General features: G+C 68.9%; 17 protein-coding genes and 4 pseudogenes. 14 read left to right on the top strand and 7 right to left on the bottom strand.

Going from position 1 to position 22,744, the window contains the following annotated elements:
* Window positions 1–189: 189 nt before the first annotated feature.
* The 4 genes from ACFWVE_RS30965 to ACFWVE_RS30950 all read left to right on the top strand — a co-directional run bounded on the left by ACFWVE_RS30965 (window position 190) and on the right by ACFWVE_RS30950 (window position 3,752).
* Window positions 190–921 (top strand): hypothetical protein, encoded by a 732-nt coding sequence (locus ACFWVE_RS30965; RefSeq protein ID WP_384021170.1) that lies wholly within the window; start codon window positions 190–192, stop codon window positions 919–921.
* Between the two features lie 434 nt (window positions 922–1,355).
* Window positions 1,356–2,468, top strand: a complete 1,113-nt coding sequence (locus ACFWVE_RS30960; protein ID WP_384021167.1) for an erythromycin esterase family protein — start codon at window positions 1,356–1,358, stop codon at window positions 2,466–2,468.
* A 70-nt stretch (window positions 2,469–2,538) separates the two neighbouring features.
* A complete protein-coding gene (locus tag ACFWVE_RS30955; RefSeq protein WP_384021165.1) occupies window positions 2,539–2,844 on the top strand; it encodes a transposase in 306 nt (101 codons plus the stop codon).
* A gap of 17 nt (window positions 2,845–2,861) precedes the next feature.
* Complete coding sequence (locus ACFWVE_RS30950; RefSeq protein ID WP_384021177.1) at window positions 2,862–3,752, top strand: IS3 family transposase; 891 nt, start codon at window positions 2,862–2,864, stop codon at window positions 3,750–3,752.
* A 446-nt stretch (window positions 3,753–4,198) separates the two neighbouring features.
* Here ACFWVE_RS30950 and ACFWVE_RS30945 read toward each other — a convergent pair whose 3' ends face one another.
* The gene (locus ACFWVE_RS30945) at window positions 4,199–4,765 is read right to left on the bottom strand and encodes a TetR/AcrR family transcriptional regulator (RefSeq protein WP_384021162.1); all 567 of its coding nucleotides are present in this window, start codon (window positions 4,763–4,765) and stop codon (window positions 4,199–4,201) included.
* Between the two features lie 99 nt (window positions 4,766–4,864).
* Between ACFWVE_RS30945 and ACFWVE_RS30940 the strand changes: the two genes are divergently transcribed.
* The 3 genes from ACFWVE_RS30940 (at window position 4,865) to ACFWVE_RS30930 (ending at window position 7,366) form a co-directional block, all read left to right on the top strand.
* Complete coding sequence (locus ACFWVE_RS30940; protein WP_384021159.1) at window positions 4,865–5,770, top strand: alpha/beta hydrolase family protein; 906 nt, start codon at window positions 4,865–4,867, stop codon at window positions 5,768–5,770.
* Window positions 5,771–5,907: 137 nt separating this feature from the next.
* A complete protein-coding gene (locus ACFWVE_RS30935) occupies window positions 5,908–6,879 on the top strand; it encodes an alpha/beta hydrolase family protein (RefSeq protein WP_384021156.1) in 972 nt (323 codons plus the stop codon).
* A gap of 115 nt (window positions 6,880–6,994) precedes the next feature.
* The gene (locus ACFWVE_RS30930; protein WP_384021174.1) at window positions 6,995–7,366 is read left to right on the top strand and encodes a DUF2255 family protein; all 372 of its coding nucleotides are present in this window, start codon (window positions 6,995–6,997) and stop codon (window positions 7,364–7,366) included.
* Here ACFWVE_RS30930 and ACFWVE_RS30925 read toward each other — a convergent pair.
* From ACFWVE_RS30925 to ACFWVE_RS30910, 4 genes are all read right to left on the bottom strand, one after another.
* A complete protein-coding gene (locus ACFWVE_RS30925; RefSeq protein ID WP_384021152.1) occupies window positions 7,335–7,772 on the bottom strand; it encodes a hypothetical protein in 438 nt (145 codons plus the stop codon). The genes ACFWVE_RS30930 and ACFWVE_RS30925 overlap by 32 nt on opposite strands.
* A gap of 513 nt (window positions 7,773–8,285) precedes the next feature.
* The gene (locus ACFWVE_RS30920; protein WP_210978120.1) at window positions 8,286–8,498 is read right to left on the bottom strand and encodes a helix-turn-helix domain-containing protein; all 213 of its coding nucleotides are present in this window, start codon (window positions 8,496–8,498) and stop codon (window positions 8,286–8,288) included.
* Between the two features lie 187 nt (window positions 8,499–8,685).
* Entirely contained in the window at window positions 8,686–9,978 is a 1,293-nt protein-coding gene (locus tag ACFWVE_RS30915; RefSeq protein WP_384021148.1) for an IS256 family transposase, read from the bottom strand.
* 155 nt (window positions 9,979–10,133) lie between these two features.
* Window positions 10,134–10,784, bottom strand: coding sequence for a hypothetical protein (locus tag ACFWVE_RS30910; protein WP_384021145.1), 651 nt, complete (start codon window positions 10,782–10,784; stop codon window positions 10,134–10,136).
* A gap of 1,444 nt (window positions 10,785–12,228) precedes the next feature.
* On the opposite strand from ACFWVE_RS30910, the gene ACFWVE_RS30905 reads away from it, so the two are divergent.
* The 4 genes and pseudogenes from ACFWVE_RS30905 to ACFWVE_RS30890 all read left to right on the top strand — a co-directional run.
* A complete protein-coding gene (locus tag ACFWVE_RS30905) occupies window positions 12,229–12,438 on the top strand; it encodes a hypothetical protein (RefSeq protein ID WP_384021142.1) in 210 nt (69 codons plus the stop codon).
* Window positions 12,439–12,693: 255 nt separating this feature from the next.
* Window positions 12,694–14,316: a glycosyltransferase gene (locus ACFWVE_RS30900; protein ID WP_384021139.1), complete on the top strand. Its 1,623-nt coding sequence runs from the start codon at window positions 12,694–12,696 to the stop codon at window positions 14,314–14,316.
* A gap of 61 nt (window positions 14,317–14,377) precedes the next feature.
* Window positions 14,378–15,086 (top strand): annotated as a pseudogene (locus tag ACFWVE_RS30895) (IS6 family transposase).
* 294 nt (window positions 15,087–15,380) lie between these two features.
* A pseudogene (locus ACFWVE_RS30890) lies at window positions 15,381–16,250 on the top strand (IS630 family transposase); the annotation flags it as partial.
* 983 nt (window positions 16,251–17,233) lie between these two features.
* Here the strand turns inward: ACFWVE_RS30890 and ACFWVE_RS30885 are convergent.
* A complete protein-coding gene (locus tag ACFWVE_RS30885; protein ID WP_384021136.1) occupies window positions 17,234–18,112 on the bottom strand; it encodes an alpha/beta fold hydrolase in 879 nt (292 codons plus the stop codon).
* 110 nt (window positions 18,113–18,222) lie between these two features.
* On the opposite strand from ACFWVE_RS30885, the gene ACFWVE_RS30880 reads away from it, so the two are divergent.
* The gene (locus ACFWVE_RS30880) at window positions 18,223–20,160 is read left to right on the top strand and encodes a BTAD domain-containing putative transcriptional regulator (RefSeq protein ID WP_384021133.1); all 1,938 of its coding nucleotides are present in this window, start codon (window positions 18,223–18,225) and stop codon (window positions 20,158–20,160) included.
* A gap of 715 nt (window positions 20,161–20,875) precedes the next feature.
* Window positions 20,876–21,372 (top strand): annotated as a pseudogene (locus ACFWVE_RS30875) (transposase); the annotation flags it as partial.
* 35 nt (window positions 21,373–21,407) lie between these two features.
* On the opposite strand, the gene ACFWVE_RS30870 reads toward ACFWVE_RS30875, so the two are convergent.
* Window positions 21,408–21,974 (bottom strand): GNAT family N-acetyltransferase, encoded by a 567-nt coding sequence (locus tag ACFWVE_RS30870; RefSeq protein WP_384021130.1) that lies wholly within the window; start codon window positions 21,972–21,974, stop codon window positions 21,408–21,410.
* 576 nt (window positions 21,975–22,550) lie between these two features.
* Here ACFWVE_RS30870 and ACFWVE_RS30865 point away from each other — a divergent pair.
* Window positions 22,551–22,744 (top strand): annotated as a pseudogene (locus ACFWVE_RS30865) (recombinase family protein); the annotation flags it as partial.

Here is a 22,744-nt window from a genome sequence, read left to right as displayed (position 1 = left end):
ACGACACTCGGGCCCTCGGCCTGCCCACCCTCAGCCCACGGCACGAAAACGGTCCACCGACTCCGTCGGCGGACCGTCATGAAACTTCGAGGTTAACGCCGACAACGGTGCCGTCCTCACAGGGCGGCGCCGCATGTCAGTGCCTCCTCTTACGATGCCGCCGGGAATGCGGGAATCGGGAGGACCGGGATGGCAGCGACCGAGCAGCAGGTATTGAGCAGGGACCGGGGAAGCCAAGACCTATGGGTGTGGATCATGGTCCTGTTAGCGAACCGGCGCCGCTGCGTTTACTGCGATGAGGCGCAGTCCGAGACCCTGGAGCATGAAGCCCCGTTGGCCGGCGACCATGGTCGAGACATCTGGTGGAATCTCGTGCCGGCCTGCGACCAGTGCAACTGGTGGAAGGCCCGGAGAAACGCCGCCGAGTGGCAGCGAGACATGAAGCTGCAGTACGCCCACCCGGGGTTGCCCTTTGCGAGGAATCTGCTCCCGCTTCGCACTGTTGAGGACATCAAGGATCGTGTGGCTCAGGTGCAGCGGGAGATACAGGCCCCAGCGCGGCGTCAGTGGTTCCATCATCACTATGGTCACGAGCGCACACCCCGACGGCGATCGGAGAAGCACGTCGAAGTCGAGCGGTGTGCAGAAGAGCTGGATCGCTACCGCTACCCGCCGTGGACCTCGGAGGAGATCCGGCCCTCGAAGAACTACTGCATGAGGGCCCTGTGCTGCGGTTACCAGCGGAAGGAAGCTGTACCGGAGTATGTCACGCTGGCCAAGGCCGAGCGCGAAGATCTGAAACGCATGGCGTACGAAAGGGGCCTTTACCTCGGCGACTTGATCGGCACGCTGGTGAGGCCGGAAATCGAGAAGTGGCGCAAGGATCGCCCCGCTGTGCACGACGCAGAACCCAACTCCTGATCGCCCTGACAAGCGCAAATCTCTCGCCCGCCTATGCCGGGGTCGTGGCCAGCCGCAAGCGGGAACGGGACGGGTGTCGGGCCAGGCGGGCATGGCAGGGGACGCGCGCTACACGCCACGCTGCAGGCATGGCACTCAGCTTGAGTTTTAACCCCCGGATCGGACCGGCTGGGGTCCGTCCCGCAGGGAAGGAGCTCGCCGACGGCGGTGCTTGACCTCCACCGGACTTGAGCTACGAGAGTGTCCTCATGACACTCTCAGCACAACGACATGCGGCGGTTCGGAACTGGATCAAAAGCACGGCGTGCTCCTTGACGACCGTTGATCCCCTGGCGCCGTTGGAGGACCTGCGGCCTCTCTTGGGCATGCTCGGGGAAGACGCGGCTGTGGTGGGATACGGCGCCGGGACACGCGGAGCGCATGAACTCTTCGTCATGCAGGTGCGCATTGCCCGGCTTCTGGTCGACGAGGCCGGATTCCGCGCCGTCGCCCTCGACCAGGACTGGACGCTCTGCGTGCTGCTCGACACCTACCTCCGCACCGGCACCGGGGATCCGGTCTCGCTGCTGGAGGCCGCGGAGCCGTTCGCCCGCACCGAAGAGGTACTCGCCCTCCTCCGGTGGATGCGCGCGTTCAACCAGACCCACCCGAACGATCCGGTCCGCCTCGTCGGGGTCAGCCCCCATGAGACAGGGACGTCGGCATACGACACCGTGACCGCCTACGTACGCCGGGCCGCGCCCGAACTGCTGGGCGAGGTCCTGGCCTGCTACGCCGAACTCCGGCCGGATGGCGAGGTATCCGCGCACACACGTCGATTCCGCGCGCTCCCCGACAGGAGCATCTGGCGCGACCGCGCACAGGAGGCCTACGACCTTGTAGGAGCGCTGCCCGGCCACGACGGCCACGCGTGGGCGCTCCGCAACGCCCGCGTGATCGTCCAGTATCACGAACTCCACGACCACCACGACGATCCGTCGGATCCGCACAACATGGACTACTACGAGCGGGCGTTCGCCGAGAACGCCGCCTGGTGGTATCGGCACACCGGTCACAAGGTGCTGTTCTGGTCCTCATGCACCCATGCCTCCAAGGGGCGCGCCCGCGCCGTCGCTTTCCCGCCGGATCCCGCCAGCGGGTCCCCGAACGCCGGCAGCCATCTCCAGGACCTCCTCGGCTCCCGTTACCAGTCGATCGGCCTCACCTTCGGCGGCGGGGAACTGGCCACGTACACCGACGCCCCGCCCCATCGGGTGCCCAGACCCGCACCACCCCTGGTGGAGTCCGTACTGGACACCACCGGCGGCGATTTCCTCCTGGACCTCCGCGCGGACCCCCCGCGCCCGGTGGCCGGCTGGCTCGCCCGGACGGCCAAGACCCGGGTCATCGGACCGCGCCACGACCCGGACAACGACACCGCCCACCACATGACAGGAGGGTCCCTGGCCGAGTGGTTCGACGTCCTTGTCCACGTGCGGCACGTGACGTCGGCCCGCCCGCTCCGCGTCGAGTCCCCACCGAACCCGGAACGGTTCAGATGCCGGTAGTGAAGCTCCCCCTTTGGCCTGGACAGCCTGATACTGGGACGGAAGGTTCCGGAGAAAGCAGTCATAGGTAGTGAGCAAGAAGAGCAATACGAGCAAGCGGTACACGGCTGAGTTCAAGCGGGACGCGGTCGCGCTGGCGCTGTCGTCGGAGAAGACCGTCACCGAGGTCGCCCGGGACCTGGGCGTGAGCCCGGAGGGCCTGCGGAACTGGGTGAAGCAGGCGAAGATCGACCGGGGCGAGGGGCCTGCCGGTGCTCTGACCACCGCCGAGCGCGAGGAGCTGGTCCGGCTGCGCCGGAAGGTCCGCGAGCAGGAAGCGACGATCGAGGTGCTGGGAAAAGCGACCGCCTTCTTCGCGCAGCAGAGGACGAAGTAGCCGCGCGCTACGCGTTCATCGACGCGGAGAAGGCGTCCGAGACCAACCCGGGCGGCTGTCCGGTGGCGTTCTTGTGCCGGGTGCTGAAGGTGTCACGCTCGGCGTACTACGCCTGGCGGGCGGCGAAGCCCGCCCGCGGGGTGCGGCAGCGGGCCGAGGACACGCTCGTTGCGGAGATCCGGGTGCTGCACGCGGGCTCGCGCGGCGCCTACGGAGTCCCGCGTATCCATGCCGCGCTGCGGCGTGCGGGGCGGGCGGTGAATGCGAAGAGGGTCGAGCGGCTGATGCGCGAGCACCGGATCGTCGGGATCACCCGCCGCCGGCGTCGGGTCCTGACCCGGCAGGCGAAGCGGGCGGTGTTCGCCGCGGACCTGATCGGCCGGGACTTCACCGCACCCCGCCCCGGCACGAAGATCGTCGGGAACATCACCTACATCCCCACCGCCGGGGGCCGGCTCTGCCTCGCCTCGTGGCTGGACCTGGCCACGCGCGTGGTGGTCGGTTACTCGATGGCCGACCACCACCGCGCCGGCCTCGTCGTGGATGCCCTGGACATGGCCGCGAAGCTGGGCCGCCGGGAGCCCGGCTGCGTGATCCACAGCGACCGCGGATCGAAATACACCTCCAGATCAACTGCGCAGAGGAATTCGCGAGTCGGGTTTCGGCAAAGCATGGGGCGGACCGGCAACTGCTTCGACAACGCCGCCGCGGAGAGCTTCCGGGCCGTACTGAAAGAGGGGATCGGCACCCGCTTCTGGCCCGACCGGGCCACTGCCCGCGCCGACATCTTCGACTTCGTCGAGACCTTCTACAACCGACGCCGTCTGCGCAAGCACATCCACTGGGGCCATCTCACGCCCCACGAGACACGCCTGCGTCACCAGCAGGATCAGGCCCTCGCGGCGTAACGACGACGTGTCCAAGATCACGGGGAAACTTCACGCTGAGCAACACCAAACAGCCAGCTCAACCCACACACCACCAGCCACCCACACCCCGCCGCCGCCAAGCCCCCACCGACAGAACAGAACTACCACCCAGTACAACTGAACAACAGCAGACCACAGCCAAGATCAATAAGCACACGCACCACTACGCCATACGAGCACATGGACGAGACCGTCCCGGCCTACTGTCCCAGCAGCAGACCGCAGACCGGATCCCGGCTCGGCAGACGTGAGCACCAATGCGCCACCGACCCTTTCGACGTCCCACCGCTAACCGTGCACGAGCTCGTAGGCAGTGTGCCGGAAGGGGATCCCGGGCCGCGATTGATCACAGTTCACGGTCGAGGACGCCCGCGGGCCGCGGCCCCACCCGCCGGTGACGTACGGGACGGTCACTGCCGCGTCGTTCACGCGTCCAGCCAGCAGCCGGCAAGCAGCCGGACCACCATGGCGCGCGCGTCTTCCCGCTCATAGCCGGGGCCCAGGATGCAGAGGTTGCCGATCGCCCGCATCAGCACGTACGCGTTCACGTTCGGGTCCATCCGTCCGCGAGCCACGGCGGCGTCGATGAGCAGCCCACACGCCGGCACGAGCTTGTCGAGCATCAGGGAGTGCAGTGTGTGGAAGCCGGCGTCATCCGACTGCAGGGCCGCCCCGAGCCCGTGCTTGGTGACCAGGAACTCGACGAACGAGTCGACCCACCGGGACAAGGCGCCCCTTGAGTCGGGCGAGTCGGCCAGCTCGCTCGCGAGGGCGGCGCACTCATCGATCTGCTGCCGGTAGACGGCGATGACCAGCTCGGCTCGATCGGGAAAGTGCCGGTACACGGTACCCAGGCCCACCTGAGCGCGGCCGGCGATGGCACGAATGGGCGCGTTCACGCCCTCTTCGACGAACACCTGGGCCGCTGCCGTCAAGAGCGCCTGACGGGTGCGCTGCGCTCCGGCCTCCCGGGCGCCTGCCTCTCGCGGCATGACTTCTCCTTGCTTCGCGGAACATTGTTCCGTTAGAGTGCCGGAACAGCGTTCCGCCAAGTATGCGGCACGTGCCCCTTCATGAGGAAACCAGCACACATGCCCACTCCCGCACAGCATCAGACGATCGCGATCAAGCCGATCATCGTTCCCACCGATGGTCGAGACTTCGAGCTGCAGGTGAAGGTGACCGCTCCCGTCCAGGGCGCCGACCTGCCCGTCATCGTGTTCTCCCACGGCAACGCGTGGTCGATGGACGGCTATGAGCCGTTGGTCGACCGCTGGACCGCCGCGGGCTTTGTCGTCGTCCAGCCCACGCATCTCGACTCCCGCCGGTTCGGCATCGGGTTCGACGACCCGCGCTTCGGCACCATCTGGCGGGTTCGGATCGCCGACCTCCATGGTGTGCTCGACCACCTCGGCCACGTCATGGAGCAGGCCGGGCTCACCGACCGAGTCGACCAGTCACGAGTCGCGCTGGTGGGGCACTCCTGGGGTGCCCAGACCGTGGGTGCGCTCCTCGGTGCCCGTGTATTCGACGACGCCGGCAACCCTGGGGAGGACTTCTCCCGCGATGGCATCAAGGCCGGCGTCCTGATCGCCGCGACCGGAACGGGGGACTCCCTGACTCCGTTCGCTGTTGAGCACCTGTCCTTCATGAGGCCGGACTACAGCACCATGAGTGCTCCCGCGCTCGTCATCGCCGGCGAGAAGGACCAGTCGAAGATGTCCACCCGAGGCCCGGACTGGTTCCTCGACGCCTACCATCTGAGCCCCGCGCCCAAGCAGTTGATGGCCGTACCGAACGGCGAGCACACCCTGGGCGGCGTCGCCGGGGAAGCCGTGGCCGAGACCACCGACGCCGACCCCGCCCGCGTGGCCCTCGTGGCCAACGCGGTCAGCGCCTACCTGTTCGAGGCTCTCGACGTCCGCACCAACGCCTGGTCCACGTTCCGCATTGCGACGGAGACCGAGGGGAGGGCATCCCTGCAGCGCAAGGACTGACTCCCGCACCCCTCCCTCCCGGCCCACCGCCTCAGGCGCGCACAGGCCGGGAGGAAGGTTGGTCACCGAGCTCCGTGCCTGCCGAGGCACCTCGAAGCGCGCTTGGAACCTGGTGGCCCTCGACCAGATCGGACCTCATGACTGAACACATCACCATCCCCACCCACGCGGGCGAGCCGCTGTCCGGACCGCTCATCTCGGTGGCACCTGTCGCGTTGCCCGCCGAAGGCCGGCCGGCTGAGCTTCAGCTGCGAGTGACGGCGCCGATGACAGATCGGACGCTGCCCGTGGTCGTCCTCTCCCATGGGCACGGTCCTTCCCAGTACGCCTCGTCGCTGTATGGCTACGCCTCGCTCGCGAACTACCTGGCAGCCAGCGGCTTCGTGGTCCTGCAGCCCACCCATCCGGACTCGCTGACCCTCGGGCTGCGCAGTGCCGACCATCCGGAAGCGCCGCTCTACTGGCGCACACGCGCCCACGACGTGTCACGCGTGCTGGACCACCTGGGAGTCCTGGTCGAGTTCGTGCCCCAGGTCGCCGGACGCGTCGACGTCGACAACGTGGCCGTCGTCGGGCACTCAATGGGCGGTCACACGGCGGGGATGGTCCTGGGCGCCCGCCCACGCGACCCAGCCACCGGGGAGCCGGTGAACGCCCGCGACGAGCGGATCAAAGCCGGCGTGATGATGGCCGCCCCGGGCCGTGGTGGCGACGCCCTCACCCCGAACGCAGCGCGTCACTACCCGGTCCTCGCCGACACCGACTTCACCACCATGACCGCGCCCACGCTGGTCGTCGCAGGCGACCAGGACCATGCCCGGCACCTCAACGTCATCGGCGCCGCCTGGCAGACGGACGCGTACCACCTGGCACCTGGCCCGAAGTTCCTGCTCGACGTGCACGGCGGCGAACACAGCCTCGGAGGGATCTCCGGATACGACGTCGCCGAGACCACCGACGAGAGCCTCCCCAGGACTGCCATGGTGATGCGCCTGACCGCCGCGTTCCTGCGCACCCAACTCGGACTCGATCCCCAAGCCTGGACCGAGGAGACGACGCGACTGGCTCGCGCGTCCGCCCACCTGGCAACCGTGAGCGAGAAGAGCTGACGCGGCACGCGGGCTTCCCCAGCCCGTACCCCTTACCGCCGCTGCAGCCGCCAAGCCGACCACGGGTCGGCGTCGATGACCGTCCACCTCACCGCCCAAGGACCGCCATGACCAGCTGGACCCACGACCAGTTGCACCACATCGCTCACGGCAACAACTTCCACATCGTCCCTACCGCGACGCCGACCTGACCCCGGGACGGTTGATCTGGATCTGGGCGGTGACGGTCGAGGGGGACATCTACGTTCGCTCCGCCAACCCCAACTCTCGATGGTTCGCCTCCGCGGTGACCTACCAGCGGGGCTCCGTGTCAATCGACGGCAGTGCGCTGCCTGCGGAGTTCACCCAGGTCACCCAAGACGCGGTCAAGAACCAAGTCGACGACGCCTACTGCGACAAGTACGCCGACGACCCCTACCTGTCTGAAGACCTGCTCAAGAACTCACGCAACCAGATCACCCGGGTCCGCCCCCTCGAGTCCACGTAGCGGCCGACCGCAGCCGTCGCAGGCGGGCTGCTCGGGGGTCAGCGCTGGAGGCGCATGTCCGCGACGACCCGGCCTGCCGCGCTGCGAACGCTGCACGCTCAGCGAGGGCAACGGCGTGCTCGTACCGTCCGTTACGGATCGCGGTCTTCGCCTCTCGGATCCGTCGCGCGCCGGTGGCCCGGGCCTCCACGGTGGTGACCGGGGTGAGGACGTCGACGAAAGCGCCGGCATCGAGCTGAGTGAGGGCGTTGCTCCACGCCGCGTGCGGGACGCGGATGATCTCCTGGTCGTCGGCGACGGGCCAGTGCTTCGTCTCTGCCAGTGCGGTCAGGGAGAGTTCGGCGCGCAGGGCCAAGTCATTGCCCGCCCGCGTCTTTTCCGGTCCGCGCAGCTGCTGGTCGGTCACGCTCGTCTCAAGCGTGAGGTTCGTGGGGAAGGACTTCAGCCCGGCCGGCCGCGGTGTGTGAAGGACGCCGATCCAGCTCACGGGACCTGGTGTCTCGTGCGTCCAGAGGGCGCCGGAGAAAAGGAACGGCGCGTCCACGATGAAGTCGCCGTGGGCAGTCACCTCAAAGGTCAGGGCGAGACGGTGTACGTCCCAGCCTTGGAAGAAGTTGACGTGCTGCTACGCCCGAATGTTGACGGTGTAGTCGTTCGATCCGAATCGGAAGTTGGCCATCGTTCCCTTGCCTGAATGAGCTCCTGCCTGATGGTGGCAGGTCAACCGACCTGGGCGGCAATGGATTTCTGGGGGAGCCCGGCGGGTCAGCGCACGGTGGTGGGCTGACCCGGGCGAGAACGGCACGGGACGGTGCTGTTCGCGCTTGCAGGCGGCACGGCGTCCCGAGAACAGCGCGGGGCCTGGCAGAGCCTTTCTGCGAGGCCCCACCCAGTCTGCCGACGGGGCATGGGGCTGGGTCTACGCACCGTCGCTCGGTCGTTCGCCGCCGACTTCCACGCCCAGGTAGCTCTCGCGCAGGTACTCGTGGACCGCTTGCTCAGGGACCCGGAAGGCCCGGCCGACACGGATGGCGGGGAGGTGGCCGCTGTGGACCAGCCGGTAGACCGTCATCTTAGATACGCGCATAACGGAAGCGACTTCCGCAACGGTCAGGAACGCAACCTCGTTCAGGGGGCGCTGCCTGGCCGGCCTGCTCGGTGGCGGGGGCGCCGGGGTGTCCTCCCATGGGGCAGGAGTGTCATCGGCGGGCTCGCCCAGCATCTGGAGAAGTTGCTCCTTGCGCCGTGCCAGGCTCTCCCGGTCGACTCCTACGTCCCGCGGGTCTGTCAAACGAGCGGTGTAACTGGGGTTGTCGGAGTTACTGACGGGCTGCCGAGAGGCGGCCGTCGAAGGTGATGTCGAAAGCGTTGAGTGCGGTCTTCCAGCGCATGGTCCAGCGAGCCTGTCCCTTGCCGGTGGGGTCCAGCGACATGATCGCCATGTAGACGCACTTCAAGGCGGCCTGCTCGTTGGGGAAGTGCCCGCGGGCCTTGACTGCCCGCCGGATCCGCGCGTTCACGGACTCGATCGCGTTCGTCGTGCAGACGATGCGGCGGATCTCGGTGTCGAAACGGAGGAACGGGGTGAACTCCTCCCACGCGTTTTCCCAGAGTCGCACGATCGCCGGGTATTTCTTGCCCCAGGCGTCGGCGAACTCGGCGAAGCGATCGAGTGCGGCTTCTTCGGTCGCCGCGGTATAAACGGGCTTGAGGACACGCGCGATCTTGTCCCAGTCCTGGCGGGCGGCATAACGGAAGGAGTTCCGCAGCAGGTGGACCACGCAGGTCTGGACCGTGGTGCGGGGCCAGACGGCCTCGACCGCGTCGGGCAGGCCCTTGAGCCCGTCGCAGACCAGCATGAGCACGTCGTTGACACCGCGATTCTTGATCTCGGTGAGGATGTGCATCCAGTGCTTGGCGCCCTCGCCGCCATCGCCGGCCCACAACCCGAGGATGTCCCGCCGACCCTCGACAGTGACCGCCAGGGCCACGTAGATGGGCCTGTTGGCTACCGCCCCGTCCCGGATTTTCACGTGGATGGCGTCAATGAAGATCACGGGATAGACGGCGTCGAGCGGTCGGTTCTGCCATTCGGCCATGCCGTCGAGAACCTTGTCGGTGATCGTGGAGATCGTCTGCCGGAACACCTCGGCTCCATAGACCTCGGCAAGGTGGGCCTGAACCTCACCGGTCGTCAGGCCCTTCGCCGCAAGCGAGATGACCATCTCGTCCACGCCGGACAAACGCCTCTGCCGCTTCTTGACGATCCTCGGCTCGAAGCTGCCTTCCCGGTCGCGGGGCACGGCTATCTCGACCGGGCCGACGTCGGTGAGCACGGTCTTGGCGCGGGTGCCGTTCCGTGAGTTGCCACCGTTCCTCCCGGCGGGATCGTGCTCGTCATAGCCGAGGTGGTCGGTGATCTCGCCCTCGAGGGCGGACTCCAGGAGCCGCTTGGTCAGCTGCTGGAGCAGCCCACCCTCGCCGGTCGGCTGAAGGCCCTCAGCCTGAGCCCGGCCCACCAGCTCATCAATCAGCCGGTCGTCCACAGACTTCGACGGCGCCGCGTCAGACGGCTCGACGGTTTCGACCTCGGTCACGTTGTTGCTGGTCATCGATGCATCTTCCATGATCGGGAGTTACACCGAACGCTTTACAGTCCCTAACGGAGCGTCACCCTGCACGGAAGTTGAGCCGGAACCCGAGACGGGACAGCACCCCGCGCCGAGCGCAACGCGAAACGGCACCGGCTGCCCCGCAGGGCGGTCGATCAGGTGAGCTTGAAGAAGAGGGTGTCCTGGGTGTACCAGCCGATGTTCTTCGTGGCGTACTCCCACTCGTTGTGCTCCTCCTCAAGCTTTTCGATCAGCTCTTGGACGTCGTGCCGAAAGTCGGGGGCCATCCGGTCCAGGACGGCGCGATAGGCCTCGGCGGCAGGCTTGGCCTTGGCGAGCGGCAGATGGCCGATGGCGGGGTAGCCGTCGATCGAGTGCGGTATGAACGGGAAGTCGCCGGGCAGCCCGCTGTAGAGATAGCCGTGGGGCAGCAGGTCGGCAGGTACGCCGTGGCGTCGCATCTCGTCGTCGACCAGGCCGAAGAACGTCGAGGGCTTCGAATAGGCGCCCAGGTGGGCCGGGTCGGACGCGTTGTGATCGATGATCTGCTGCACAGCGCAGTTGTAGGCGTTGCCCGCGCACTTTGCATCCGAGTCGGTGCGCCCGGCGATGAGGTGATCCAGGGCGTCGGGGATGGACAAGCCCCAGTCGACGCCTTGGCGATCAAGGCCGTCCTGGCCGGCCTGCGCGGCCTTGCGCATCGCGTCGAGGCGGCGTCGTTGGTCTGCGCTCAGATTGCCGTTGCTGCCCAGATAGGCCAGGACGTCGGCCTTGTCGGCGGTGGAGTACGCGATGTTGTGGCTCATGATCTCCATCGTGCCAAACGGCACCGACATCCGCTGATACGTGCCCCGGCGCTCCCGCGCGAGCCTGGCGGACCGCGGGTGTGACCCGCAATGCCCTGCACAACGCCCTGGCCCGGCGGCGACCGCCCCGTGTGGAGTTGCCGACCGTCTTCGCCGCAGGGTGCGGAGCCGGCGCGGACAGCGCGCGCTGCTCGCCGTCCGCGCACGGATCCTGGCCGGATCCCGCCCGCGGGGCGCGGGCGGGATCCGGTGGTGCGGCGGAGTGCCGCGCGGGGTACCGGCGGCGGGTGACGTACGGTTCCCTTGCCCGGCTCGACAGGACGGCCGTGGCCTGCGGTCCCACGCTTCCTTTGCACGTCGCGCGGGACCGCACTCATCGTCCACACTCCTGCACCCACAGGGCCCCGCAGCCGGCCCGGGAGGCCGGGCGGGCAGCGGCGGAGCACCACGTACAGCTCGAGGGCGAAGGAGGGCGGGGAATACGCCGAGCCGACACCGGGGGCGGTGCCGGGTCGGCGGGCGCGGCCAACACGCCTGCCAGAGCGTCCTGAAACGGGTTCGGGCTTGCGACCAGGAGCCGTCAGCACAACACCGACGGCTTGCCGTCGGTGTTGTGCTGGGACCACCATCTTTCTGATAGGGACCAGGCTGCAAGTCGGCCGGAGCAAACGGTGAGCCGCCGCGGGCGCAGGGCATGCGGCCCAGGACGTCACCGGGGCGGTGGGCGCGGGCTGGCGGGACGCCGATTTTCATGGCGGGACGGGAAACACTTGCGGCGCCAGGAAGCCTCATAACGGATAAACGGCGCACCGGGGCGGGGCGGTGGGATCCGGGAGCGTGGAAGGCTGTGTGCCACGCAGCCCGCTGCACGGCAGGGCCGACTGCTTGCGGGCCAAGTCACTTTACGACCAGCAGCCCCGGGCCCCGGGCCCCGGCACATCGTCGCGACCCCCGTCAGGACGGAGTCCTGCGCACCATGAGCCATGTCCCCCTCCTCCGCCCGCCCCGCCCCGCCCCGGCCTGTGCCTGTCCCTCTGCCGCCGTGCCGCCGCGGGCCGGCGGCCGGCCGCCCGCGCTTCCTGACCACCGTCGAGGGCGGGCGGCAGCCGCGCGCGGGCGATGCCGCGGATCCGCGGCCCTTCCGGCCGGCCGGTACTGCCTGCACGGCGGGCGCGCGGGCCGGATGGGCGGCGGGGGACGGCGGCTGCCCGCCTCCCGCCGCCGGCCTGCGGTCTCCTGGGACAGACCGCGGTCCCTGCTTCAGGACAGCGGGTCCGCCAGCGGACAGTTCAGCACCTCGGCCCGGTACGACACCTGCGAGGTGAGGGGACGCGCCAGGTGCCGCATCGACGCATCCGCTGGCTGCTGGATGCGTCCCATGGGCAGTTGCAGGACGAGCGGGGCACCGGGCGACAGGACATGGAAGCCGTCGGTGGTAGTCGGCGTGAGAATGACATGGCCCTTCGTCACTCATGTCGGCAACGAGTGGGCACCACCCGTCAGCATCAACGACCAGGTCACCACATATGCGCCACTGACCCGCAGACGACGACGTTCAACCGACACTCCCTCGCAGACCATCAGTGCGGCGAAGGCGTTCGCCGAGGACGTCGGCGGCGGAGTGTTCCCGCAGGAGGAGCACTCCGCCCACTGAGCCAGTGCGGTACGACGGACAGCCCCGCCGGCGGGGCTGTCCCGTGCCACCGCCCGGTGCGGTGCGCCATTCGGGTGCATGTGCCGCTCGTTCGCGGTGCGGCTCCGTCTCCGGTGTTACGTTCCTCGCCCGTGGGCTCAGGTGATTCTCACCCGTGGCCGTTCAGGGAACGGACGGCGGTGCCGGAACCGGCGTTCCGCCGCCGTCGGACACCGAGACCACCGCGCCCCTCAGTCGGACACGAGGGTGGTTCCCGTGCTCAAAGTCAGCGTCGTCGTCCCCGTCCACAACGCGGGCTCCTACATCGACAAGTGCGCGCAGAGCCTGCTCGGGCAGAGCATCGGCCGCGACGCCTACGAGGTCGTGTACGTCGACGACGGCTCGACCGACGACTCGGCCGAACGCCTGGACCGGCTCTCGGCCCTGCACCCCCACGTGCGGGTGCACCGCCAGGAGAACTCCGGCTGGCCGGGGAAGCCGAGGAACGTCGGGGTGCGGCTGAGCCGGGGCGAGTACGTCCAGTTCGTCGACCAGGACGACGAACTGGGCCACGAGGCGCTGGAACGGCTCTACGACCTGGGCAGACGCAACGGATCGGACATCGTCCTCGGCAAACCGGCGGGCACCATGGCACGGCCCAGCAATGTCTTCGCCCGCACGGTCGACCGCTGCACCGTGGGCGACCACCCGCTGTTCGAGAGCCTGACGCCCCACAAGATGTTCCGCCGCGCTTTCCTCCTGGACCACGGCGTCAGGTTCCCGGAGGGCCGGTGCCGACTCGAGGACCAGGTGTTCATGGCGCACGCGTACGCGGTGGCGCGGTGCGTCTCGGTCCTGGGCGACTACCCCTGCTACTACTGGATGCGCCGGGAGGACGGCGGGAACACCAGCAGCAGGCAGCTCGTCGTCGACGAGTACTTCGGCTGGCTGCGCAAGGTCGTGCAGACCGTCAAGGCGCACACCCCGCCCGGCCCGGTGCAGGACGCGATGCTCCGCCGGACCTACCGGGTGGAGATCCTCCGCCACGTGAGCGAGCCCTACGTGCTGAGCGGCCACGGTCAGGTCCAGGAGCGGTTCGAGGCGGTACGGCGGCTGGTGCTCGAGGAGTTCCCGCCGTCCGTCCGGGAAGGGTTTCCGGCGGTGACGCGGCTGCGGGCCCGTCTGCTGGAGGAGGGCCGCCTCGGCGCCCTGTCGTTGCTGGCCCGCCGCATCCGCCAGGTGAGGCCCCTCGCGGAACTCGGCCGGCCCCGCTGGTACGACGGCGCGCTCACCGCCCCGGTGCGGATGCACCTGGCCCACCAGGACGGCAGGGCGGTGACCCTCCTGGAGCGCGCAGGGCACCTGGTGCTCGATCCGGCGCTGACCGAGGGGATCGCCGGAGCCGGGGAGTGGACGGTCGGCGATCACCTGACCGCCGCCTACGGGGAGATCCGGCTCTCCCACCGCGGACAGCACGTCGGCTGGTTCCCCGCGTCGGATCTCACCGTGCGGCTCGAGAACGGCAGGGGCGGCCGGCGGCGGCCCGTGGTGGCCGGGACGATGCGGATCGATCCGCTCACCGCGGCCGGCGGCGGTCCCCTGGACCGTGGCGTCCACGACGTGTCCGCGTACTTCCAGGTCCTCGGTGTCGGCCGCAGCGTCGCGCTGCGGGGGGACGTGGGGAGCCGGCCCCTGGGCGGGCAGGCCGTGCGGCTCGGGACGCCCTCGCGCGCGGTCATCCCGTACTGGACCGCCGGCCGCCAGCTGGCGCTCGACGTCGGCGAGTTCTACCACCGTCTGGACGCGGTTCCGCGACGGGCGGGGCTGCGGGAGCTGATCCGCGTCCCGGCACACGTGCGGGGGCCGCTCGCGAAGGCCCTGCACCGGGTGCGCCGGTGAGGCACCGGAAGGGTGTCGGCGGACTGTCGGCGACGTTGTCACGTTGACTGACCGGCCTGGGATGATCTTGGAGTTGATCGTGCTGGGGAGGGGTTCATTCGTGTCGTCCGCGCCGCCGTCGTACAGGGGGTACCGGTACCCGGTGGAGATCATCGCGCACTGCGTGTGGCTGTACTTCCGCTTCCCGCTCAGCTTCCGTGAGGCCGAGGAGCTGATGCTCGAGCGCGGTGCCGTCGTATCCCACGAGACCGTCCGGCGCTGGTGTGTGAAGTTCGGGCAGGCCTACCGCCAACAGCCTGCGCCGAAGGCGTGCGAGGCCGGGCGACAAGTGGCACTTGGACGAGGTCTTCATCAAGATCAATGGCGAGCAGAAGTACCTGTGGCGAGCCGTCGACTAGGACGGCACCGTCCTGGACATCCTCGTCCAGTCCCGCCGGGACAAGGCCGCGGCCCAGCGCTTCTTCCGCCGCCTGCTGAAGAAGGCCCGCACGGTGCCACGGGTGGTCGTCACGGACAAGCTCTGCTCCTACGGCGCGCCCCACCGCGAGGTGATGCCCTCCGTCGAGCACCGATCGCACAAGGGCCTGAACAACCGGGCCGAGAACAGCCACCAGCCGACGAGGCAGCGCGAACACGCGATGAAGGGCTTCCGCAGCGTGGGTGGGGCCCAGCAGTTCCTCTCCGCCTTCAGCGGCATCTCACCCCACTTCCGCCCCCGTCGCCACCTGATGACCGCCACCGAGGCCGCTGGCCTGTCTGCTACCCCCTGAGCACGAAAGCCCGGAACCCCGCCGCGCAACGCCCTGACGCACCCCTACCCAGCACCTCACTCGACAAGTTGACAACGCCGCTTGGAGAACTCGATTCCTTTGCGGGCGATGCAGTGGCGGATGCCGCGCTTGTGCAGCTATCGACGCAGGTGGTCGTAGTCGCAGAGCCCTCGTCGACATGGAGCTTGGCCGGCGCCCACGGCGCGGACCGCGTCGGGAGCGGACCGGCGAGATCCCGCGCACCAGTGGCTTCAGGCCTAGTGACCTGAGTCGGAGATTTGCCGTTGGTTCGGTATGAGTCGTCCGGGTCCGAAGATTCCGCCGTTGTCGGTGACCGATGCCCAGCGGGCTGTGCTGGAGGGCTGGGTGCGTCGGCACTCGACTGCCCAGGCGCTGGCTCAGCGGTCGCGGATCGTGCTGGGGTGCGCCGACGCGCACTCGATCATGGAGGTGTCGCGTCGACTCGGGATCACCCCCGACACGGTCCGCACCTGGCGGCGGCGATTTTTCGAACGCGGCCTGGACGGCCTGTCCGACGAGCCGCGACCTGGTGTCCCGCGGAGGATCAGCGACGCGGATGTCGAGCGGGTCATCGTCAAGACGTTGGAGGACAAGCCGAAGAACGCGACCCACTGGTCGACCAGGTCGATGGCGGCGGCCACGGGCATGTCGCAGTCCGCCGTCTCACGCATCTGGCGGGCCTTCGCGCTGGCACCGCACCGTTCGCAGACGTTCAGGCTGTCCACCGACCCGCTGTTCATCGACAAGGTCCGCGACATCGTGGGCCTCTACCTCGACCCGTCGGGGAAGGCTCTGGTCCTCTGCCTGGACGAGAAGTCGCAGATCCCGGCACTCGACCGGCCCCAGCCCGTCCCGCCGATGATGCCCGGCGTCCCCGAACGACGCAGCCACGACTACGTCCGCGCCGGCACGACCACCCTGTTCGCGGCGCTGGAGGTCGCCACGGGGAAGGTGATCGGTTCCCTGCACCGCAGGCACCGGGCCGTGGAATTCAAGAAGTTCCTCGCCAAGCTCGACAAGGAAGTCCCCGCCGACCTCGACGTGCATCTGGTCCTCGACAACTACGTCACCCACAAGACGCCCGCGATCAAAAAGTGGCTGCTGGCACACCCACGCTTCCACCTGCACCTCACGCCGACCAGTGAACCGTTCCGTTCGGTGGAGACTCCGGAGTGCTCTGTGGGCGTCCTGGGGCCTGCGGTTGAAACATCCCCATGACCGCGGGGACAGACAGAGTGGCAACGGGCCGATGAGGCTTGCCGACGCGCATGCCGCGGTGCGGCGCATCTGGACGGTTGAGCTGCGTTCGCGAGCGGGCGGCCCGAGTCTCGTCTGCGCCCACTGCACCATGCCTCCCCCTCCCCTCAAGGCCGCCTCGGCGCGGTCCGCCGCCCTGGCGCATCTGGCCCGTCACGCACGTGCCGGTGCGCTGCCGGGACACCTGCGCACCTGCCAGTGCCGCGAACAAGGATGCTCATGGCATCCGCGCCACCGCGGATGCGCCGGACCGGTACTGCTCGCCCTCACTCTCGACCGCAGCGGCCACGCCTGGCGTCTCGCCGACCCCTGCACGGCCCGCGCGGCCGCCACCAGCCGCACGGCCGTCGTCCCCGACACCCGGCTCGCCCCCGCCGGCCGAGACTCCCCAGGTGCAGCCCTGCCCCTCTGGGCGGCCCCGCCGAGCGCAGCCACGTGCGGGAACGCCCGCCCATCTGGCGGCGGCTGTCCCCCAGTCCACCTCCCCCGCCGCCCGTCTGCTCGCCCTGCAGTGCGCCCTGCGCGCCGGCGCCAGTGGCCACGTCCGGCTGCCCGGTGGCCTGTTGCGCGGCATGCGGTCGCGGCGAGCTGTGGGAGGAACTGGAGTGCGCCGCCTGGCTGCGCCGTACGACAGGCAGGCACCCCCAGGCGGCGGTGCATCATGCTGGACACCGCAGCCCTCTCCCCGCAGCCGGACGCGGGCCCGTGCCGCACAGTGGGCGCTGCATCCCGTACCACTCGCCGTTCCGGCCGGACTGCCCCCGTGCACCTGACCGCGCTTTCTGTGACCCCGCACACCTCGGACAACATCAAGAGAAGGGCTTGCCGACTCACCGTGGCCCAGCGCCGGCGAGTTGAGAACAGGAGGCTCAGCGGGCCAGCAGGTCCTGGATCGCCGCCGCGATCTCCTCGGGTGCCTCCTCGGCCATGAAGTGCCCCGCTCGGGTCAGCCGGTGGTCCAGGTCCGGCGCCCACGCCTTCCACACCCCGGCAGCGTCGTAGCCCAGCTGCGCGCCCCAGTCCTGCTGGACGACCGTCACGGGCATGGTCAGCTGTGACCCGGCGTCCAGGTCCGCTTGGTCGTGCATGACGTCGATGCCCGCCGAAGCCCGGTAGTCCGCGACGATCGACGTCACCGCCGCGACGCTCGCCCCCAGGTACTCGGCACGCACATCCTCCGGCATGGCGGTCGGGTCGTTGGCCCAGGCGTCGAGGAACGAGCCGAAGAAAGCGTCCGCGCTGTTGGCGATCATCGCCTCCGGCAGGCCTGGCGGCTGCGCCATGAGGAAAAGGTGGTAGCCGACCGCCGCCGAGGCGCCGTGCAGGACGTTCCACATGTCGAGCGTCGGCACGATGTCGAGGATGCCCAGGTGCGTGATGGTCTCAGGGTGGTCCAACCCCGCCCGGAAGGCGACCAGAGCGCCCCGGTCGTGGCCGACGAGGGCAAAGCGCTCGTGGCCGAGGGCCGCCGCCAGGGTCACGACGTCGGCGGCCATGGTGCGCTTGGCGTACACATCGGGGTCGGTGACCGTCGGCTTGTCGCTGGCGCCGTAGCCCCGCAGGTCAGGACAGATCACCATGTGCCCGTCGGCGAGCCGCTCGGCGACGTGTCGCCACATCAGGTGAGTCTGGGGGAAACCGTGCAACAACACGACCGGGCTGCCGCTGCCGCCGACAGCGGCAGCCAGCTCCACACCGTCCGCACCGGGCAGGCGGATGTGATCGAAGCCGGGAATGGTGAGCGTCATGAAAGGCCATCTTTCGGGTGAGGGACTGACCGGATCAGACTGGGCGACGGCGATCAGCAGCCGATCAGTACGGTTGGGCGCAGCCGACCCCTGGCACAGAGGATGGGGGCATGCGAATCGATGTGCTCGGTGCCGTGCGGGCCTTCAGCGACGACGGCAGTCCGGTTGACCTGGGCGGACCCCGCCATCGCGAGGTACTCGCCCGGCTCGTCGCCGCCGAGGGACGGATGGTCACCACCGACAGCCTTGTCCACGACCTGTGGACCGATCCGCCGGCCCGCGCCGTGGGCGCTTTGCGTACGTTCGTCGCCGCGCTGCGCCGCGCCCTCGAACCCGACCGGCCGCCCCGCAATCCGCCGCGCGTACTCGTCACCGAAGGTCCCGGCTACGCGCTGCGCCTGCCGCGCGAGGACGTGGACGCCCATCGGTTCCAGGACACCCTGGCCCGAGCCCGGCGCAACCCCGACGCGGTGACCGACCTCGGCACGGTACTCGCGGACTGGCGTGGATCCGCCTACGCCGATGTGACCGGCTCCGCATGGGCGCAGCGCGAGCGGACCCGACTGGAGGAGCTGAGGTTGGAGGGGGCAGAACTGCGTGCCCGCATCCTCCTCGATTCCGGAGAAGGGGCCGATCTCGTCGCCGAACTGGGTGCCCACGTCGCCGAACATCCGTGGCGCGAGCCGGCCTGGGGGCTGCTTACCCGCGCGCTCCACCGCGCGGGTCGCCAGGCCGACGCGCTGGCCACCCTCCGCCGCGCCCGCGCGATGCTCGTTGATCAACTCGGGCTCGACCCTGGTGCCGACCTCCAACGCCTGGAGACGGACATCCTCAACGGGTCTGTGCCCCCCAAAGGCGCACGTACCGAGTGGACCGGCCATGGTGTCCGTCTCGGCCCGCGCACCACCGTGGATCTGGCCCGCACCCTCGCACTGGCGGGTGGCGACGCCCTCGTCCACTCGCGGCGCGACCGCCTCGCCGCCGTCCAGGCGGCGGAACGCACGGGAGACCTCTCCCTGACCGCCCGGATCATCGGCGCCTACGACGTGCCCGCCATCTGGAGCCGGGCCGACGACCCCGAGCAGTCCCGCGCCGTTGTCGCGGCTGCCGAGCGCACGCTCAGCGCGCTCGGCCCTGACGGCCCCGCCGGCCTGCCCGCCCGCCTCCTGGCCACGGTCGCCGTCGAGAGCCGCAGCGCCGATCTGTCCAGGACCGAGCTGAAGCGCGCGCAGCAGGCGGCACGGCAGGCCGAGGCGCTGGCACGGGACCTGACCGATCCCGCCCTGCTGGCGTTCGCCCTCAACGGGGTGTTCCTGCAGTCTTTCACCCGCCCCGGGCTCGCGGCGGTGCGGGACAGGATCGGCGCCGAGATCCTCGACCTGGCCACCCGGCACGAGCTGCCGAACTTCGCAGTACTCGGCCGACTCGTCCGTCTGCAATCCGCCTCGGCCCTCGGCGACCTCGACGCCGCAACCTCGCACGCCAAGGCAGCCGAACAGCTAGCCGCTACCACCGAGGCGCCTCTCGTCTCCGTCCTTACCGGGTGGTTCCGGGCACGGGCCACGGCCGCACGCAGCGCCGAACCCGGCGGACCGACCCCCGCCACGGCCGCAGCGCACTACCGCGCTGCCGAGGACGCCCTCCAGACGGCCGGAATGCCGGGGCTGCACCGTGGCCTGTTCCCGCTCGCCCTACTGGGGCTGCGCCTGCTGCACGACCGGCCCGCGCCCACCGACCCGCACCTCGACTGGGGCCCGTACCGGCCCTGGGCGCGACCCCTCGTGCTGCTCGCCCAGGACCGAGTCGAGGAGGCCCGTGCCGCCCTCGCCGCGGTGCCCGAACTACCGCGTGACCACATGCAGGAGGCGCTGTGGTGCCTGACCGCCCGCGCCGCCGTACGCCTCGGCGAGCGCGGAATCGCCGCACGCGCCGAGGCTGCCCTGCGCGATGCCCGTTCCGAACACGCCGGCGCCGCCAGCGGAATGCTGACCCTGGGCCCGGTGGCGCGCTACCTGGCTGAGGCGGAGGCATGCGCCGGAGCGGGGTAAGCGACAGCAATACGCGAACCCCGAGCCCGTGCGCGCCCGCCCCACGGCCCCCGCGTGATCAGGTCTCCAGGGCGTTCAGAGGGCGTCCATTGCCACCGTCAGGCGGTCGGTGATGTAGGATCTCGCGGCTCGTGGCATAAGGCATCGCGCTGACCAGCGGATTCCTGACGTGTCTCAAACGTTTCCCTGCCCCGGTGTCTCAAGTCCCCTGGTATTTCCTTGGCGTGACGTCATGCCCATGCAGAAGGATGGGGCCGTGCTGACCTACGTTTACCGCGTCACCGAGTACGACCCCGCCGACCGCGACGGACACGGGCACTACACCGGTCCCGAGGACACCGTCAGCGACCACGGCGAGGCCGAGACGACCTATTTCCGGGCAATCGCGACATTCGCCCAGGACACTGGCGTTGTTCACCTGGCCATACGCGAACCGCAGGTTCCGTCCCTCGCACCCTCCGGCGTCGAGCTTCCAGTGGACGGCTTCGGACTGGACGGCCTCTTCCCCTCCCGCTTGACCTGCTTTCACGACGGGTCAGAGGTGCCGCTCACTACCGGGCTGGAACTGGTGCGGGCCATGCTGCGTGACAACGGCGTCTGGTGCCGACTGAAGGTAGAGAACACCTTCGCGATCCACGTGGGGTGGGACCAGTACCTGTACATCAGTAGCAGCCAGCCTTGCGAGGAGGCTCTGGCCCGGACCCGCGGACTCGGACTGTTCCCCAAAACCCGCCATCAGAGGTGCTGGGTTCACAAAACGGCCAACGTCGTCAACGCCCTGCCGTCATCGGCTCAGCCCGGTGCCCACAAGGCCCTGCAGGAGATCTACAACGCCGAGGACCGTGAGCATGCACTCATGGCGGCGGCCGCGTTCGAGAAGAGCTACGGCTCGAAGTGGCCCAAGGCGACCCGGAAGATCACTGATGACGTCGACGAACTGCTGGCGTTCTACGATTTCCCGCCGAGCACTGGATCTGTCTGCGCACGACGAATCCGATCGAGTCGACCTTCGCGACCGTCCGGCTGAGGACCAAGGTCACCCGCGGCGCTGGCAGTGCGGCCGCCGCCCTCGCCATGGTCTTCAAGCTCGTCGAGTCCGCCCAGGCACGCTGGCGAGCCGTGAACGCACCCCACCTCGTCGCTCTCGTCCGCGCCGGCGCCCGCTTCGAACGCGGCCACCTGGTCGAACGCCCCGAGACCTTGGCGGCCTGAGCAGCTTCACCCTGTCCGTAGAAGGAGAGTGGGTCTCAGAAACCCGTGCGCCGTATGTGCAGATGGCCATCGAGAGGGAAGGAGGGTGGCGCTGCGGGCAGGACTCTGTCGAACACGTAACCGCTCTTCTGCGCAACGCGACACGATGCCGGATTGTCTTCCTGGTGGAGGAGTTCGAGACGTTCCAGCCCGTTCGCGCCGAAGGTGTCGAAGGCCCAGTCGGTGAGAACTTCAAGAGCGCGCGGGGCCACACTCCGCCCCCGCGCATGGGCTGCTGTCCAATATCCCACCTCAGCAGAGGGTTTGCCGGACGCGACTTCCTTGAGGACCACGTTACCCACCAACTGTCCGTGAATCACATCGGGTTGTGCCTCAAGGACGGCAAAGCCGAACCGGTCCCCTGCTGCCCAACCACGCTGCTGGGCCCACACCCACCGTGCCCCGTCAGCCTTGTCCTCCACGGGCGTGCTCGTCCAGTGGCGCAAAGCGGAGTCCTGGAACGCCTCGACCAGTGCATCAACGTCCTCCGCGCACCAGGGCCGAAGAAGGAGAGCGGGAGCGGACGGTGTCGGGCCCGCATGCAGCGTAGGGGCGGAGTTCACGAGCTGATCATATGCGGCGGCGTCCGCTGCCAGTGGGCCAAAATCCTTATCCACAGGTCTTGACTATTACTCGCCGACGCCGAGTGATCGGGACTGGGACCTCCGTCACCCCCAAGGGTGAAAAACCCCACGTACGGGGCAAACGCCGTTGCTCAGCGCACGACACAATGAGAATCCGACAACCTCAGTGCGACAGGACAACAGCAAGTCCCACGAAGATGGCATAAGTGCCAATCATGTGCCATCAGAGCTAAGATTGTGCCGCGAAATTTGAGACCTTACAGGTGACGGTCTCGGCGTCGTACGTGGTGATCCACTGCCCGCAAGCGTTCGCGAAGGCCGTCTTGGCGATCAGGCGACAGCCTTGGTGGTCCCTGCTGGCGACCGCATCGCGGGCGTCGAGTGGCCCGTCCGCAACTCTTGGCAACAGGTGTGACGCTCGGCGATTCTCGTAAACGAACAGTTGAGACAGTTCTGAGAGACTCCCGGATCGTGCCCGGTTTGCCCCGGTGATCGTCCGCAGAAAACCTCCCATACCTCCGGGGTTCTGAAAAGCACTCCTGAGAAACTTCCCGAATGAAGCCGACGCCCGATCAAGCGGAACATGCGGTAGAACGCCACAACTGCCCCAAGTGCGAAGTCCCCGCCTGGAGTCCGTGCCGCGCCCGGGCCAGCAAGACCGCGGTGAAGTACCACACCGCGCGCTTCGTCCTCGTCCCCGCGCTCCGCGAAGAACTCGAAGTCCTCGTCCCCGCCACCGCCACCCCGGC

Source organism: Streptomyces sp. NPDC058632, assembly GCF_042717095.1.
In the GTDB taxonomy this organism is placed as follows: domain Bacteria; phylum Actinomycetota; class Actinomycetes; order Streptomycetales; family Streptomycetaceae; genus Streptomyces.
This window is presented reverse-complemented; position numbering and strand designations above follow the sequence as displayed.

Bases quoted from the DNA above. Each gene is read 5' to 3' on its own strand.
- ACFWVE_RS30945 (WP_384021162.1), bottom strand. From the start codon at position 4,765: ATGCCGCGAGAGGCAGGCGCCCGGGAGGCCGGAGCGCAGCGCACCCGT.
- ACFWVE_RS30960 (WP_384021167.1), top strand. From the start codon at position 1,356: ATGCAGGTGCGCATTGCCCGGCTTCTGGTCGACGAGGCCGGATTCCGC.
- ACFWVE_RS30935 (WP_384021156.1), top strand. From the start codon at position 5,908: ATGACTGAACACATCACCATCCCCACCCACGCGGGCGAGCCGCTGTCC.
- ACFWVE_RS30885 (WP_384021136.1), bottom strand. From the start codon at position 18,112: ATGACGCTCACCATTCCCGGCTTCGATCACATCCGCCTGCCCGGTGCG.
- ACFWVE_RS30915 (WP_384021148.1), bottom strand. From the start codon at position 9,978: ATGACCAGCAACAACGTGACCGAGGTCGAAACCGTCGAGCCGTCTGAC.
- ACFWVE_RS30880 (WP_384021133.1), top strand. From the start codon at position 18,223: ATGCGAATCGATGTGCTCGGTGCCGTGCGGGCCTTCAGCGACGACGGC.
- ACFWVE_RS30940 (WP_384021159.1), top strand. From the start codon at position 4,865: ATGCCCACTCCCGCACAGCATCAGACGATCGCGATCAAGCCGATCATC.
- ACFWVE_RS30910 (WP_384021145.1), bottom strand. From the start codon at position 10,784: ATGAGCCACAACATCGCGTACTCCACCGCCGACAAGGCCGACGTCCTG.
- ACFWVE_RS30965 (WP_384021170.1), top strand. From the start codon at position 190: ATGGCAGCGACCGAGCAGCAGGTATTGAGCAGGGACCGGGGAAGCCAA.